The organism is Streptomyces sp. NPDC088794 (assembly GCF_044750545.1).
Lineage (GTDB): Bacteria > Actinomycetota > Actinomycetes > Streptomycetales > Streptomycetaceae > Streptomyces.
In genome coordinates, this window is the sequence record NZ_JBIVKB010000019.1 from 1 (window position 1) to 14,087 (window position 14,087).

Below are 14,087 nucleotides of genomic sequence, written 5' to 3' on the forward strand. Positions count from 1 at the left end.
GGACACAGTACAGCTACGAGTCCTACTCCAATCGTGCCGAGTGGACGGACGCATAGACGCCGACGATCCGTTCCTCACCATTAGAAACGACGTCTAAGTCACGGAGCATCACGGTGAGCGGATCGCACGACGTACCCAAGGGCAAGTACGGCACACTCGACGCCTACACGAAGTACGTTGTCAAGCGGTTCGACGTCCAGGTCTTGCTCCTCAACACATGGGCAACCACCCAGACGAACAAGACTGCCGCCAAGCCGATCGGCGTCTGCTTCAAGTATCACCAGCGTTAGGGCGCGGACGACGCCGGAGCGGACGGAAGGCACACAAACCCACCTGCCGTCCGCAGCAGTCCACGCAACCGCGATCCCTCAGCGCTCCTGGCGTCCGGCACAGGTCCGGGCACCGTGCATGGGCAGTGCCCAACGCCCAGGGATTCTGCGGAACTCGTGGATTTCCTGGGCGAGAGGTGATCGGCGGATGGATCCGAGCGGACACCCTGGTCGTCTGGACGATAGTGTCGTCCATACCATGAGGGGTCATCCCCGCGCTTCTCACCGGAGCCTCACGGCTGGACGGTGGCAGTGACGCCTCCTATTGACGACGAGACGACCCGAGAAGGACCTGAAGTGAATATCCGCTCCCTCACTCGAGGCGACGGCGTGGTGATCGGGGCAGCGATTCTGCTGTTGATCGCGTCGTTTCTCAACACGTACGACGGCTCCGGCAGCGACATCCCCAACGCCTGGGACAATCTGGGCCTGTTGATGAGCGTGTACGTCGGCGGCATCATCGGCGCGGTCCTGATCGTCGTCGCACGAGCACTTCCGCAACCACGCAAGATCGTCGGCCTCGACCTCGGCCAGGTCGGCGTCTCGCTGACCGTCTTCGCCCTGTGGACCTCCTTCTGGACGATCATCGACCCGGTGGGCCCCTTCGACGATCTGGCCTCCGGAGTGGACGTCGGCGGCGGACTCATCCTCGGTCTGATCGCCGCTCTGGTCCTCGCCGGCGGCGCCATCGCCACCCCGCTCCTGCCTCCGCTGCAGGCGGCTCTGCTCCCGGCGCCCAGCCCCGCCGCGCCCCAGCCCTACGGCGCCCAGCCGCCCGGTGGTTACGGCTACCCGGGTGCGCAGCAGCCGCAGCCCGGCCAGCCCCAGCCCTACGGCGGTCAGCCGCAGCCGGGTCAGCCCTACGGTGGTCAGCCGGCGCCCGCCGCCCAGCCGCCGCAGCCGGCCGGGGAGTTCGCGCCGTTCTGGTTCGCCGTGCCGGTGGCGCGCCCGCTGTTCGCGGAGGACGGTTCGCCGTCCCCGATCGCCGAACTGGCGCCCGGCACCTGGTACCTGGCCGTCGAGCAGCGCGGTCCGAGCCTGGTGGCACAGACGCAGGACGGCCGTCGTGGCGTACTGCAGGACACGAGCGGCATCCAGCGCGGCTGAGTCCCGGCACAGAGTTTCCCGACGCGGCCGAGTCCCACCGCCGAGTCTCCCGACGGCCCCTCGCCCTTCCCGGCGGGGGGCCGTTGTCGTACAGTCGCCAGCGGTCACCCGGTATCTGACGGATCGTCAGGAGGCAGGCATGCGGCTCGGTCTGGCACTCGGCTACTGGGGGCGCGGCCCCTCCGCCGACCACGTACCGCTCGCCCAGGAGGCGGAGCGGCTCGGCTACGACTCCGTGTGGACCGCCGAGTCGTGGGGCTCCGACGTCTTCACGCCCCTCACCTGGATCGCCGCGCAGACCTCAAGGATCAAGCTGGGTACGGCCATTGCCCAGATGGCGGCCCGCTCCCCCACCACCACCGCGATGCACGCGCTCACCCTCGACCACCTCTCCGGCGGGCGGGTCATGCTCGGGCTCGGCCTGTCGGGGCCGCAGGTGGTGGAGGGCTGGTACGGGCGCCCGTTCCCCAAGTCGCCGCTGACGGCGACCAGGGAGTACGTCGAGGTCGTACGGCAGGTGTTCCGCCGCGAAGCGCCGGTCGAACTGGACGGCCGCTTCCACTCCCACCCCTACCGCGGCGCGGACGGCACCGGGCTCGGCAAGCCGCTGAAGCCGATCACCCACCCGCTCCGCCCCGACCTGCCGATCCTGCTGGGCGCCGAGGGCCCGAAGAACGTGGCGCAGACGACCCGGATCGCCGACGGCTGGCTGCCGCTGTACTGGTCGCCGAGCCGGCCCGAGGTGTACGGGACGACCGACTTCCCCGACGGCTTCCTCGTCGCGCCCATGACCCAGGTGAAGGTCTGCGACGACGTCGCCGAGGGCCTCCTCCCGGTCAAGATGATGCTCGGCTTCTACATCGGCGGCATGGGCCACGCGGCCCGCAACTTCCACGCCGACCTGATGGCGCGCATGGGGTACGAGGAGGAGGCCCGCCGGATCCAGGAACTGTTCCTGTCCGGCCGCCGCGAGGAGGCGGTACGGGCCGTGCCGGACGCCTTCGCCGACGAGATCTCCCTGGTCGGTCCGCGCGAACGCATCGCGGAACGCCTGGAGTTGTGGCGCAAGGGCCCGGTGACGGACCTTCTGGCCCTCGCACCCGACCCGCACACGCTGCGGGTGCTGGCGGAGCTGAACTCGTAACTCGGGTCAGCCGCCCGCGAGTTGCCCGGCCGACGGCACCTTGTTGGTCACCTCCGCGCCCGCGTTCTTCCCCGCGTCCTTGACCTTGTTGATGATGTCGTCGAAGGAACCGGCCACCGAGTCGGCGGAATCGCCCTTGCGGAGCTTGGACGGGAGGTCCTTGAGGGAGTCGATGCCGGCGGTGAGCGGGGCCAGGGCCTTGGCGAGGGTGGGGTCGCCCTTCGCGTTGCGGGTGGCCGCCTTGAGCCGGTTGTAGGCGAACGCGCCCGCGAGGCCCGCCTTGACGAGGGCGAACTTGCGGCCCTTGGCGCCCTTCTTGAACTTGCCGGCCTTCCAGGGCTTCACGATCCACTGGTACGAAGCCCCGGCGGCGAGACCCGCGTTGGCCACGAAGCGGGTCTTGGCGAACTTCTGGCGCTGGGCGGAGGTGCTCGGGCTCGGGGTGCCCGCCCGGTCCGCGGCGGCCGCCACGTCCGCGGCGGTGGTCTCCCGGGCGCCACTCCTGTCACCGCCGCCGCTGCCGCAGGCGGTGGCTCCGGCCAACAGGGCACAGCACAGGGTGAGCGCCACTGCGAGGCGCTGTATCGGTACGCGCACGAGAAGTCCTCCGGCGTGTCCTCCCCGAGCGGGCGTTGTCCTCCGACAGCCTCACCCGGGACCGGCGGGGGCGCCACTCGGGCGGCATCGAACGGGTTTCCCATCGCCCGGGTTTCATATGCGATCCGGCGGCAATCCGGAAACCATGTCTCGATACAGAAGCGGCAATCGGGCCGGCGCGGTCATAGCGATCGTCGCCGACGTCATGGCCCTCATCCTGGGCCTGTGGATTCTGATGTACCTCCTGGACGCCAACCGGGCCAACGACCTGGTGCAGTTCGTCCACAACATCGCCTACTGGCTGGCAGGCTGGTCGCGCGACCTGTTCACCTTCGACGAGGCGTGGGCACGTGTGGTCGCGGGCTACGGACTGGCGGCGGTCGTCTACCTCTTCATCGGCCACGCCATCGCCGGACGCATGCAGCGCCACTGAGACGACAACGGCCTGACGTCTCAGTCGCAGCAGTCCGGGTCCAGCCCCCTGGGCAGGTGTTCACCGCCGAACACCGCGCAGGTGGCCTCGTGGCCGCCCAGTGCGGCGACCGCGAGGAGGAGCGAGCCGGCCGTCCAGGTGGTGAGTTCCTGGGGCCAGACCGTCTCGTCCTCGAAGACGTAGCCGGTCCAGTACAGGCCGGTCTCCGGATCGCGCAGGTGCTGGATCGACTGGAGGATCTCCAGCGCACGGTCGGACTCGCCCATCGCCCAGAGCGCGAGGGCGAGTTCGGCCGATTCGCCGCCGGTCACCCACGGGTTGGGGACCACGCAGCGCACGCCGAGGCCGGGCACGACGAAGCGCTGCCAGCCGTCCTCTATCCGGGACTTGGCCTCCGTACCGGTCAACGCACCACCCAGCACCGGGTAGTACCAGTCCATCGAGTAGCGGTCCTTGTCCAGGAACCGCTCCGGGTGCCGGCGGATCGCGTGCCGCAGTGCGCCGACCGCCAACTCCCAGTCTGGCTGCGGCTCTTCACGCTGTTCGGCGATGGCGAGCGCGCAGCACAGCGCGTGGTGGACCGAGGACGAGCCGGTCAGCAGGGCGTCGGTGGTGAAGGTGCCGTCGTCCTCGCCCTTCCAGCCGATCTGCCCGCCGGGCTGCTGGAGCCGCAGCACGTACTCGACGGCCGCGTACACGGTCGGCCACATGCGGTCCAGGAACGTGTCGTCGCCGGTGGAGAGGTAGTGGTGCCAGACGCCGACGGCCGCGTACGCCACGAAGTTCGTCTCGCGGCCGCGGTCGGTGACGTCGGCGAAGTCCCCGTCGGCGTAGGCCGCGTACCAGGAACCGTCCCCGTTCTGGTGCCGTGCGAGCCACTCGTAGGCCCGCTCGGCGGCCTCGTGCTCGCCGGCCGCGTCCAGGGCCATCGCGGCCTCGGTGTGGTCCCACGGGTCGAGGTGGTGTCCGCGGAACCACGGGATCGCCCCGTCCTCCCGCTGCACCGCCAGGACGCCGTGCACGGTCGCGGCGGCCTCCTCCGCGGTGAGGACCCCGGGCAGGACGAGGTGTTCTGTCCGGGGGGTGGTCACTTGGCGGCCGCCTCGGCGAGGCCGGGCAGGTGCGGCTTGGTCGCGTAGGCCACGAAGCTCTTGCCGATCAGCGGGTTCAGCGCCTGTTCGGCGACCCGGGTGGCGAGGGGTTTCTTCATGATGTCCCAGACCAGGAGCTTGTGGTACGCCTGCACGGGCAGCGCCTTGTCGTTGTCGACGCCGAACACGCACTTCAGCCACCAGTACGGGGAGTGCAGGGCGTGGGCGTGGTGCGTGCCGTAGGGGCGCAGGCCCGCCTCGCGCATCTTCGCGAGGAGTTCGTCGGCCTTGTAGATGCGGATGTGGCCGCCCTCGACCTCGTGGTAGGCGTCGGACAGCGCCCAGCAGACCTTCTCGGGTCCGTAGCGCGGGACGGTGACGGCGATCCGGCCGCCGGGCTTCAACACCCGTACCATCTCGGCGAGTACGCCCTTGTCGTCGGGGATGTGCTCCATCACCTCGGAGATGATGACGACGTCGAAGGACTCGTCGGGGAAGGGCAGCGCGAGGGCGTCGCCCTCCATCGCGGTCGCGGTCGCGCCGGCCGGTGCCTCGCCCGCCTCCTCCATCGCCGCGAACCACTTGGCGACCTCGCGGATCTCCTCGCCGTTCTGGTCCAGCGCGACGACCCGGGCGCCGCGCCGGTAGCACTCGAACGCGTGCCGGCCGGCTCCGCAGCCGAGGTCCAGGACGCGGTCGCCCGGCGCGAGCGGGAACCGGGAGAAGTCGACGGTCAGCACGTGGCCCTGCTTTCGGATGAGATGCCTGCAACACTGACGGCCGCCGGGCGGCCGGAGCTGTGGGGCGCGGCGGCGGCGATCGCCTCGCGGTAGCGGGCCACCGTCTCCTCGGCGGCGCGGGCCCAGGTGAAGCGGGCCAGCACCCGCTCACGCCCGTCCCGGCCGAGCCGCTCGCGCAGCTCCGGGTCGCCCAGCAGTCGGCTCAACCCCGCGGCCAGCGCCCCGGGATCGCCGGGAGGCACCGCGAGACAGGTCTCCCCATCCGGCCCGGCCACCTCGGGAATCGCGCCGCCCGTCGTGGCGACCAACGGCGTCCCGGTGGCCATGGCCTCGGCGGCCGGCAGTGAGAAGCCCTCGTACAGGGACGGCACGCAGGCGACCTCGGCCGAGCGGATCAGGTCGACCAGTTCGGCGTCCGAGATGCCCTTGACGAACTCGACGGCGCCTTCGAGCCCGTAGCGCTCCATCGCCTGCGCGACGGGCCCTTCGGCGGGCCGCTTGCCGACGACGACGAGGTGCGCGTCGGGGTGCTCGGTACGGACCTTGGCGAGCGCCTCGACCAGGAAGACCAGGCCCTTGAGGGGGACGTCCGCGCTGGACGTGGTGACGATCCGGCCGGGTACGACGGGCACCGCGGGGTCGGGCGAGAAGAGCTCGGCGTTCGCGCCGATGTGGACCACGTGGATACGGTCGTCCCGCACCCCCAGCTGGTCGACGATCTCCCGGCGGGAGGTGCCCGAGACGGTGAGGACCGAGGGCAGCCGGCGGGCGACCCGGCGCTGCATGCGGGTGAAGGCGTACCAGCGTCGCTTGGACAGCCGTTGACGCCAGTTCTCGGCGGCGTCGATCTCCAACTGCCGGTCCACGGTGATGGGGTGGTGGATGGTCGTCACCAGCGGCGCGCCCACCTCCCCCAACAACCCGTATCCCAGGGTCTGGTTGTCGTGCACGACGTCGAACTCACCGCGCCGGGCGCGCAGATGGCGGCGGGCCCGCAGGGAGAACGTCAGGGGCTCCGGGAAGCCGCCGGTCCACATCGTGGCGACTTCGAGCGCGTCGACCCAGTCGCGGTACTCGTCGCGCCTGGGGGTGCGGAAGGGATCCGGCGAGCGGTAGAGGTCCAGGCTCGGCAGCTCGGTGAGGCTCAGCCGCCCCGCGTGGTCCTCGACCTCGTCGAGCACCGGGTAGGGCTGGGATCCGATGACCTCGACATGGTGGCCGAGGCGGGCCAGCTCGCGCGACAGATGGCGGACGTAGACGCCCTGGCCGCCGCAGAACGGGTTCCCTTTATAGGTGAGGAGTGCGATACGGAGCGGTCGCTCGCCGTCTGTGGCGAGGTCTTCCTGGAGACCCGCCTGACTGGCCTCAGCGGTCACTCTGAGCCCCCTTCTGCCTGCACTGTCCCGCGAGATTACGCCGGGACGCTAATCTAGAACAAGTTTCAGACTTGATCGTCCAGGAGGCTCTGAATCTACCGGCTGGTAGGGGCGCCGTGAGAAGTGGATCAGGTGATTCACACCACGACGGAGCCCCTGTCATGATCGGTCCGATCACTCGCCCTCACCGACCGTCACGGAACGGGACCCATGCCTGCGGAAGCCAAGCCGGCCAAGGCGGAGGCCAGAACCTCCCCGCCGCCCTCCCCGTCGTCGACCCTGCCTTCCACCCTGCCGTCCTCCGCGCCGCTGACCGAGCGCCAGGAGGCACGTCGGCGCCGGATCCTGCACGCGAGCGCGCAGTTGGCCAGCCGGGGCGGTTTCGACGCGGTGCAGATGCGGGAGGTCGCGGAGTCCTCCCAGGTCGCCCTGGGCACGCTCTACCGGTACTTCCCGTCCAAGGTCCACCTCCTGGTCGCCACCATGCAGGACCAGTTGGAACACATGCACGGCACGCTCCGCAAGAAGCCGCCCCAGGGCGAGACCTCGGCCCAGCGGGTCGCGGAGACCCTGATGCGGGCCTTCCGCGCCCTTCAGCGCGAGCCGCACCTGGCCGACGCGATGGTCCGCGCCCTGACCTTCGCGGACCGCAGCGTCTCCCCCGAGGTCGACCAGGTCTCCCGCCAGACCACGGTGATCATCCTGGACGCGATGGGCCTGGAGAACCCGACCCCGGAACAGCTCTCCGCGGTCCGCGTCATCGAGCACACCTGGCACTCGGCCCTCATCACCTGGCTCTCGGGCCGCGCGTCCATCGCCCAGGTGAAGATCGACATCGAGACGGTGTGCCGGTTGATCGACCTGACGGAGACCAGGGAGCGGGAGTAGTCCTCGGCGGGGGCTGGGGTCAGGGGGTCGGCGTGGCTGTGCCGAGCCCGCAGTTGCCGAATCCAAAGAACGCCACCCCTTCGAACCCACCGTCTCCGTCTTCGGGCGGAAGGGCCGCCCACATCTCCTGCGGGTACGCATCGCCGGCGATGACACTCAACGTCCAGCCGTCTCGGTCCAGCGCCCAGGCGATCCCGCTTTCGTCCACGAAAGGTTCCTCAGCCGTCCAGCCGCGGTCCGTCAGCTCGGCGACGACCCGCTCGGCGGCCTTCCGGTCCGGCGCGGTGTGGGTGCGCACCCGCGCGGCCACCTGACACGGATGCCGCCGCATCGTCGCCGACCGCTCGTCGGCGAAGGCCGGCCGCCCGAATCCCCCGGCCGCCACGGCGGCCCGGACATCCCCCTGCACAGCGGCGACGGTCACCGTCCGCTCGCCCGCATCCACCGCAGACGCCTTGCCCTTCGAACCGCCGCCCCCGTCACCGTCTCCCCCGCCGCATCCCGCCAGCGCCACGGCCACCACGACCGTCACGGCCGTGGACAGCACGGTCCCCACCCCTCGCATGGCTCTCCCGCCTCACAGATCACACACAGTCGAGGCAGAGTTTCGCACGTACGAGCTACTCCTCAGGCGGAAAAACCGGCTCCCCGCTCCCCAGCAACGTGATCACGATCGCCTCCACCGGACAGCTCTCCGCCGCCTCCAGGATGAGTTCGTTCGCGTCGGTCTCCCGTTCCATCGGGTGGGACTGCATGGCCGAGTCGAGACGGAACGCGCCCGTGGCGCGGTGGACGCACTGGGCCGAGCCGATGCAGATGGAGCGGTCGACCTCTACCTCCCAGCGGTCGCCCATACCGCTCATGCCTCCCAGCCGGCCGGCAGGTGGATCATCTTGTGTTCGAGGAACTCGCCGTAGCCTTCCGGGCCGAACTCCCGTCCCAGACCTGAGGACTTGTAGCCGCCGAAGGGGCCGAGCATGTCGAGGCTGAAGGTGTTGACGGAGTAGGTGCCGGTGCGGACCTGGCGGGCGATGTCGATGCCGTGGGCCACGTCGGCCGTCCAGACGCTGCCGCTGAGGCCGTAGTCGGAGTCGTTCGCGATCTTCACCGCCTCGGTCTCGTCGCCGTACGGGAGCAGGCAGATGACCGGGCCGAAGATCTCCTCGCGGGCGATCCGCATGGAGTTGTCGACGTCTCCGAAGAGGGTCGGCTCGACGTACCAGCCGCGGTCGAGGCCGGGGGGACGGCCGCCGCCGGTGAGGATCTTGGCGCCCTCCTCCTGGCCTATGCGGATGTAGTCGAGGTTGCGCTGCTGCTGGCGTTTCGCCACCAACGGGCCGACCTGGGTCGCCGGGTCCAGCGGGTCGCCGACCACCAGCGCGCTCGCCGCCGCGGCGAAGGCGTCCGCGAACTCGTCGTAGCGCGAGCGGGGTACGAGGATGCGGGTCTGGGCCACGCAGGCCTGGCCGTTGTTCATCCACGCGGCCGAGACGATGCCGGGGACGGACGTCGTGATGTCCGCGTCGGGCAGCACGACCGCCGCCGACTTGCCCCCCAACTCCAGTGTCACGCGGGTGAGGTTGCGCGCGGCGACCTCCATCACGCGCTTGCCGGCCGGGACGGAACCGGTGAAGGAGACCTTGTCGATGCCGGGGTGTCCGACCAGGTACTCGCTGACCTCGCGGTCGGCGGGCAGGATCGACAGCACGCCCTCCGGCAGGCCCGCCTCCTTCGCGATCTCGCCCAACAGGTAGGCGTCCAGGGGCGATTCGGGCGACGGCTTGAGGATGACCGTGCAGCCGGTCAGCAGCGCGGGCGCGAGCTTGGCCGCGGCCACGAACTGAGGGACGTTCCAGGGGACGACGGCCGCGACCACCCCGACCGGTTCGCGCCGGACGAGGATCTTGCCGAGCACGCCGTCGCGGTACTCCTCGTACGTGAAGTTCCGCGCGACCGTGATCGCCGAGTCCCACACCATCATCGCGCCGAGCGCCTGCGCCAGGATGCTCCAGGAGTACGGCGACCCGTTCTCGGACGAGATCACGCGCGCGATCTCCTCGTGCCGTACGGCGATCGCGTCCTTGATCCGGCCGACCACCTCGATCCGTTCGTCGAGGGTCATCCGGGGCCAGGGCCCCTGGTCGAACGCCGTCCGGGCCGCCGCGACCGCCCGGTCCACGTCCGCCGGCGAGGCGTGCGGCACCCGTCCGATGACCTCCTCGGTGTGCGGCGAGACGACCTCGATGACGTCCTTGCCGAGGGGGTCGGTCAACTCCCCGCCGATGAACAGCTGTCCGTGTTCCACGAGCTCGGCCATGGCCGACCGCCTCCCCGGATCCTCGCCCCTGAGTCTCCACTGAGCCTCTGACGATTCATTGAGTCTCTGACGATCCATCAGATACGCACTCAGTGGAACTGATACCAGTTCCACTCGGAGGAGTCCACGGAACGGGACGGACGGATGACTCGGGCTCCCATCGAAACGCGTTCTAGTTATAGTGGCCGGGACGCGGCGATAGGGGAACCCATGGTGGACACGGCCGATCACGGCGGGGGCGTACGGTCGATCAAGGTCCCCATCCCGGACAACCCTCTCGGCCACACCCTCGTCTACGTCGTCGACACCGACCGCGGCCCGGTCCTGATCGACACCGGCTGGGACGACCCCGCCTCCTGGGACACGCTCGCCGAGGGGCTGACGGGGTGCGGCACCTCGGTGGCCGAGATCCATGGCGTGGTCGTCACCCACCATCACCCCGATCATCACGGCCTTTCGGGCAAGGTGCGGGAAGCGTCCGGGAGTTGGATCGCGATGCACGCGGCGGACACCGCGATCGTGCGGCGGACGCGGGAGACCCGGCCGGGGCGCTGGTTCTCGTACATGGCCAACAAGCTGGTCACCGTCGGCGCTCCGGAGGAGCACGTGGCGCCCCTGCGCGACGCCGCTCCGCGCAGCACCCTGCCGGGCTTCGCCCCCGCGCTGCCCGACCGTGAGATCGTCCCCGGCGAGCTGCTCGACCTCCCCGGTCGGCGGCTGCGCGCGATCTGGACGCCGGGGCACACGCCCGGCCATGTCTGCCTCCACCTTGAGGAGCAGCACCCCTCCCAACTCCCCGGCAACGGACGTCTGTTCTCCGGCGATCACCTGCTCCCGGAGATCACCCCGCACATCGGCCTGTACGAGGATCCCGACGACGTCACGGTCACCGACCCGCTCGGCGACTACCTCGACTCCCTCGAACGCATCGGCCGCCTCGCCCCTGCCGAGGTCCTCCCCGCCCACCAGTACGCGTTCGCCGACGGACCGGGCCGGGTACGGGAGTTGCTCGACCATCACGAGGAACGGCTCACCGGGCTGCGCGCCCTTCTCGTCGAGCCGCTCACCCCCTGGCAGGTCGCCGAGCGCATGGAGTGGAACCGGCCCTGGGCCCAGATCCCGTACGGATCAAGGAACATCGCCGTCTCGGAGGCCGAGGCGCACCTGCGGCGGCTGGTGAAGCTGGGGCGGGCGGAGGCGGTGCCGGGGAGCGAGCCGGTGACGTACGTGGCGGTGTGATCCGACCTCGGCGAACCGGCCTCCGTGGCCGAGCGCCGCGTACTGCGCCGCGGCCGGGAAAGCCGGACCGCGGCGAGTAGAGGCTGTCGGGAGCCCGGAGAGTCAGGTGCCGCTGATGGAGATGGTGAAGTCCGTGAGGGGGACCAGGGTCGGGAACGTACCGATGAGCGTCGGCGCGCCGGTGAGAATGTCGATGCTGTAGAACGACGCCTTGCCGTTGTACGGCGTGAGGGTGGCGAAGGCGGAGTTGGCGGTCGTCTTGCCGTTGGTGAGGGTGCTGAAGATGTCGTAGCCGGCTTCGAGGTTCGCGTCGAAGCCGAGCAGGCCGGTCGGGACGAGGCTGCCGGCGTTCGGGGGCGACTGGATGGTGATCTGGTCGTTGTAGGTGTCCACGTCGGTGAGCGTGGTGCCGGTGGAGCCGACCAGGTCGTTGTTCGTGTACGCGGCGCCGGTCACGCCGGTGGCGGCCGTGGTCAACGGCGGGAGGTTCAGGGCCGAGTCGGCGACGGTGGTGCCGTCGTTCAGGTTGTGCCGCAGGTTCTGGCCGTTGTTGCTGATCACCCGCAGCCGATCGGCCGCCGGGTTGAAGTCGATGTCGAAGGACGTGCCGTAGAGCGCGATCTGGAGCTGGGAGACCTTGGTGACGACCACGTCCGTGGTGGTCGGCGGGGTGCTGATCGTGTAGATGCCGCCCTTCTCGCCGAGCCCGTACATGAGACCGTTCTGCACCCGGTGGTCGATCCCGACCAGCTTGGTGTCGCCGCTGAGTCCGGTGACATCCCGGACCCAGTTGAGGACCCCCGGGGTGTCGGTGGAGAAGCTGGCCATGGTCGTGCCGTCCGCGGTGATCCCGTACGCCATCAGCTTGGGGGTGGCCGCGGCGGAGCTGGAGCCGGGCGAGGTCACCATGAGCGCGGTGGCCGCGGACACGATCGCGACCGCGGTCGCGATTCTCTTTCTGGTTCCGGATTTCATGGCTTTCGACATTGTTGTCCTCCCGTTTGAACGAAGGTCACTGGGTGGCACGCGCCCCGCGAATTCGAAGTGGTCCCTGTCCGAAACGGTCCCCATGGGCATCGGGCGCGGTTCTCATTAAGCCGAGGCCACAGCTCCTTCACAAGGGAATCGAGCCGCAAGAACGCCCCGATAAAGGAACTTTGCGCACTGTGACAAATGCGCCGCCCTCACACGCTTCACCGTTTCACCCGGATTGATAAATGCCCGTCCGGTATTCGCCTGTCGACCGCCTCACCCTGGGTGACATGCTCACGCTCATGGGGAGCCTCTTCGCCGAACTGGCCCGGCGGGCGTCGACCAACGCTCGCCGCGAGGTCGAGACGTACGTACGCGAGATACCGGAACTCGGGTCCCTGGGCACCAGTTCCCGGGCCAGGGCCGAGTCCCTGGAGTACGCGGTCTGGTTCCGTCGCCGCACGGTCGAACTGGCCCCGGGCAACGGCGTGCTGACCGACGACGACCTCGACTACATCGCGTCGATGGGCGAGGTGCGGGCCGGCGCGGGGATGTCGCTGGACTCACGGCACCGCGTCCTGCGCGTCCACACCGAGCTGATGCTGCGCGAGATCAACGAGGCGACCGAGGCCCTGCGCGGCGGCGACCTCGACGAACTCATGCGCATCATGGGCTGGTTCGCCCCCCAGGGCGAACGCGGCATCGGCGCCTACCGCCGGGGCTTCGTGACGGTCATGCGTCGCCGCAAGCCGTACGTCGAGCAAGTCTCGCTGCTGGCAAGGGCGTTGCTGTCCGAGAACGGGACGGCGGAGGAGCTGGCCCAGGTCGCCGACATGGAACTGGCCGAGTTCTACACGGTGTTGGTGATCCGGGTACCGGACCGCCCGGCCGGCGACCGCGAACTGAGGAACGACATCGAAGCACTGGTGAAGACACACCGGGTACCGGTGACGTGGTACCCGGAACGCCACGGACACGGGGCCGGGGACAAGTACGGGGCCGGCGGAGGAATCGGCAGCGGTACCGGCAGCGGCAGCAGCACAGGCACCGGCACCGGCACCGGCACCGACCGAGGCGGTGAACTGGTCGCCCTGGTACCGGATTCACCGGATACACCGGATCCCGTACCGGACCGATTACCGGATGTCGTGCCCGACCTCTTACGGGACTTCGCCGACGCCCTCGGCCGCCCCTGTGCCGCCGGCACCGCCACCGCACCGCTGACCGGCCTCGCGGACGCGTTCGACCTGGCCCGGCGGATCAGCCGGGCGGCCCCGCTGCGACGCGCGTCGACCCGGCTGAGACCGCACACCCTGGCGGACGTCTTCATCGAACTCTCCGTCGCCGAGGAGCCGTTCGTCGACGACTGGCTCCGTACGACGGCCCGGCGCCTGGCATCCGGCCCGGACCTGTTGATCACCCTCGACGCGTACTACCGCCACGACATGAACCGCGGTCCCGCGGCCGCGGCCCTCAACATCCACCCGCGCACCCTCGACTACCGCCTGCGCCGGGTCCGCGAACTCACCGACACCGACCCCGGCTCGACACACGGCGTCCGGCTCTTCACCACCGTCGTCGCCCGGGACCTGTCGGGGGCGTGGCACTGACCCTCGGTGCTCAGCCCCCCCTCCCCCCGGCCGGTGAGGCGAAGCCGCGAACCGGATCCGCTCGGGCTCACAGGCGGCCCTCAGCCGATTCCTACGCCCCGGTAGAGTGGCCAGGTCGTCATCACACCCGTACGGGGGGAAGCCGGTGCAATTCCGGCGCTGACCCGCAACCGTGTGCCGGTCCGCGAGAGCCCGAGAGGCCCTGGGACCGGTGAGCCGGATCGCCCCGCGCGGATCGTGACCG

15 protein-coding genes and 1 riboswitch are annotated in these 14,087 nt (G+C 70.0%); of the genes, 7 read left to right on the forward strand and 8 right to left on the reverse strand.

All coding sequences use genetic code 11. The annotated features are described in order from the left end of the window. The first annotated feature begins 113 nt into the window (after window positions 1-113). The 3 genes from ACIP6U_RS40020 to ACIP6U_RS40030 all read left to right on the forward strand — a co-directional run bounded on the left by ACIP6U_RS40020 (window position 114) and on the right by ACIP6U_RS40030 (window position 2,580). Window positions 114-290, forward strand: a complete 177-nt coding sequence (locus ACIP6U_RS40020) for a hypothetical protein (RefSeq protein ID WP_401727673.1) — start codon at window positions 114-116, stop codon at window positions 288-290. 336 nt (window positions 291-626) lie between these two features. After that, window positions 627-1,436: a hypothetical protein gene (locus tag ACIP6U_RS40025; RefSeq protein ID WP_401727674.1), complete on the forward strand. Its 810-nt coding sequence runs from the start codon at window positions 627-629 to the stop codon at window positions 1,434-1,436. Window positions 1,437-1,575: 139 nt separating this feature from the next. Then, window positions 1,576-2,580, forward strand: a complete 1,005-nt coding sequence (locus ACIP6U_RS40030) for an LLM class F420-dependent oxidoreductase (RefSeq protein WP_401727675.1) — start codon at window positions 1,576-1,578, stop codon at window positions 2,578-2,580. Window positions 2,581-2,586: 6 nt separating this feature from the next. Here the strand turns inward: ACIP6U_RS40030 and ACIP6U_RS40035 are convergent, their stop codons facing one another. Next, window positions 2,587-3,177, reverse strand: coding sequence for a hypothetical protein (locus ACIP6U_RS40035; RefSeq protein ID WP_401727676.1), 591 nt, complete (start codon window positions 3,175-3,177; stop codon window positions 2,587-2,589). A 145-nt stretch (window positions 3,178-3,322) separates the two neighbouring features. Here ACIP6U_RS40035 and ACIP6U_RS40040 point away from each other — a divergent pair, with 145 nt between their 5' ends. Then, entirely contained in the window at window positions 3,323-3,610 is a 288-nt protein-coding gene (locus tag ACIP6U_RS40040; protein WP_401727677.1) for a hypothetical protein, read from the forward strand. A gap of 20 nt (window positions 3,611-3,630) precedes the next feature. On the opposite strand, the gene ACIP6U_RS40045 is transcribed toward ACIP6U_RS40040, so the two are convergent. From ACIP6U_RS40045 to ACIP6U_RS40055, 3 genes are read right to left on the reverse strand one after another with little or no spacing between them, the layout of a single operon-like run. Then, the gene (locus ACIP6U_RS40045) at window positions 3,631-4,701 is read right to left on the reverse strand and encodes a prenyltransferase/squalene oxidase repeat-containing protein (protein WP_401727678.1); all 1,071 of its coding nucleotides are present in this window, start codon (window positions 4,699-4,701) and stop codon (window positions 3,631-3,633) included. Further along, a complete protein-coding gene (locus ACIP6U_RS40050; RefSeq protein ID WP_401727679.1) occupies window positions 4,698-5,441 on the reverse strand; it encodes a class I SAM-dependent methyltransferase in 744 nt (247 codons plus the stop codon). Before ACIP6U_RS40050 ends, ACIP6U_RS40045 begins: the two co-directional genes overlap by 4 nt. Then, the gene (locus tag ACIP6U_RS40055) at window positions 5,435-6,817 is read right to left on the reverse strand and encodes a glycosyltransferase family 4 protein (RefSeq protein WP_401727680.1); all 1,383 of its coding nucleotides are present in this window, start codon (window positions 6,815-6,817) and stop codon (window positions 5,435-5,437) included. The genes ACIP6U_RS40050 and ACIP6U_RS40055 overlap by 7 nt, the downstream gene beginning before the upstream one ends. Before the next feature lie 210 nt (window positions 6,818-7,027). Here ACIP6U_RS40055 and ACIP6U_RS40060 point away from each other — a divergent pair, with 210 nt between their 5' ends. Beyond that, window positions 7,028-7,705 (forward strand): TetR family transcriptional regulator, encoded by a 678-nt coding sequence (locus tag ACIP6U_RS40060; protein WP_401727681.1) that lies wholly within the window; start codon window positions 7,028-7,030, stop codon window positions 7,703-7,705. Between the two features lie 19 nt (window positions 7,706-7,724). On the opposite strand, the gene ACIP6U_RS40065 is transcribed toward ACIP6U_RS40060, so the two are convergent. From ACIP6U_RS40065 to ACIP6U_RS40075, 3 genes are read right to left on the reverse strand one after another with little or no spacing between them, the layout of a single operon-like run. Beyond that, entirely contained in the window at window positions 7,725-8,270 is a 546-nt protein-coding gene (locus ACIP6U_RS40065) for a hypothetical protein (protein ID WP_401727682.1), read from the reverse strand. Between the two features lie 55 nt (window positions 8,271-8,325). After that, window positions 8,326-8,559 (reverse strand): ferredoxin, encoded by a 234-nt coding sequence (locus tag ACIP6U_RS40070; RefSeq protein ID WP_401727855.1) that lies wholly within the window; start codon window positions 8,557-8,559, stop codon window positions 8,326-8,328. Window positions 8,560-8,564: 5 nt separating this feature from the next. Beyond that, entirely contained in the window at window positions 8,565-10,022 is a 1,458-nt protein-coding gene (locus ACIP6U_RS40075; protein WP_401727683.1) for an aldehyde dehydrogenase, read from the reverse strand. A gap of 210 nt (window positions 10,023-10,232) precedes the next feature. Between ACIP6U_RS40075 and ACIP6U_RS40080 the strand changes: the two genes are divergently transcribed. Continuing rightward, complete coding sequence (locus ACIP6U_RS40080; RefSeq protein ID WP_401727684.1) at window positions 10,233-11,261, forward strand: MBL fold metallo-hydrolase; 1,029 nt, start codon at window positions 10,233-10,235, stop codon at window positions 11,259-11,261. 102 nt (window positions 11,262-11,363) lie between these two features. Here ACIP6U_RS40080 and ACIP6U_RS40085 read toward each other — a convergent pair whose 3' ends face one another. Next, entirely contained in the window at window positions 11,364-12,236 is an 873-nt protein-coding gene (locus ACIP6U_RS40085; RefSeq protein ID WP_401727685.1) for a DUF4394 domain-containing protein, read from the reverse strand. 287 nt (window positions 12,237-12,523) lie between these two features. Here ACIP6U_RS40085 and ACIP6U_RS40090 point away from each other — a divergent pair, with 287 nt between their 5' ends. Continuing rightward, complete coding sequence (locus ACIP6U_RS40090; RefSeq protein ID WP_401727686.1) at window positions 12,524-13,843, forward strand: PucR family transcriptional regulator; 1,320 nt, start codon at window positions 12,524-12,526, stop codon at window positions 13,841-13,843. A 135-nt stretch (window positions 13,844-13,978) separates the two neighbouring features. After that, window positions 13,979-14,070, forward strand: a riboswitch (cobalamin riboswitch). Window positions 14,071-14,087 lie beyond the last annotated feature (17 nt).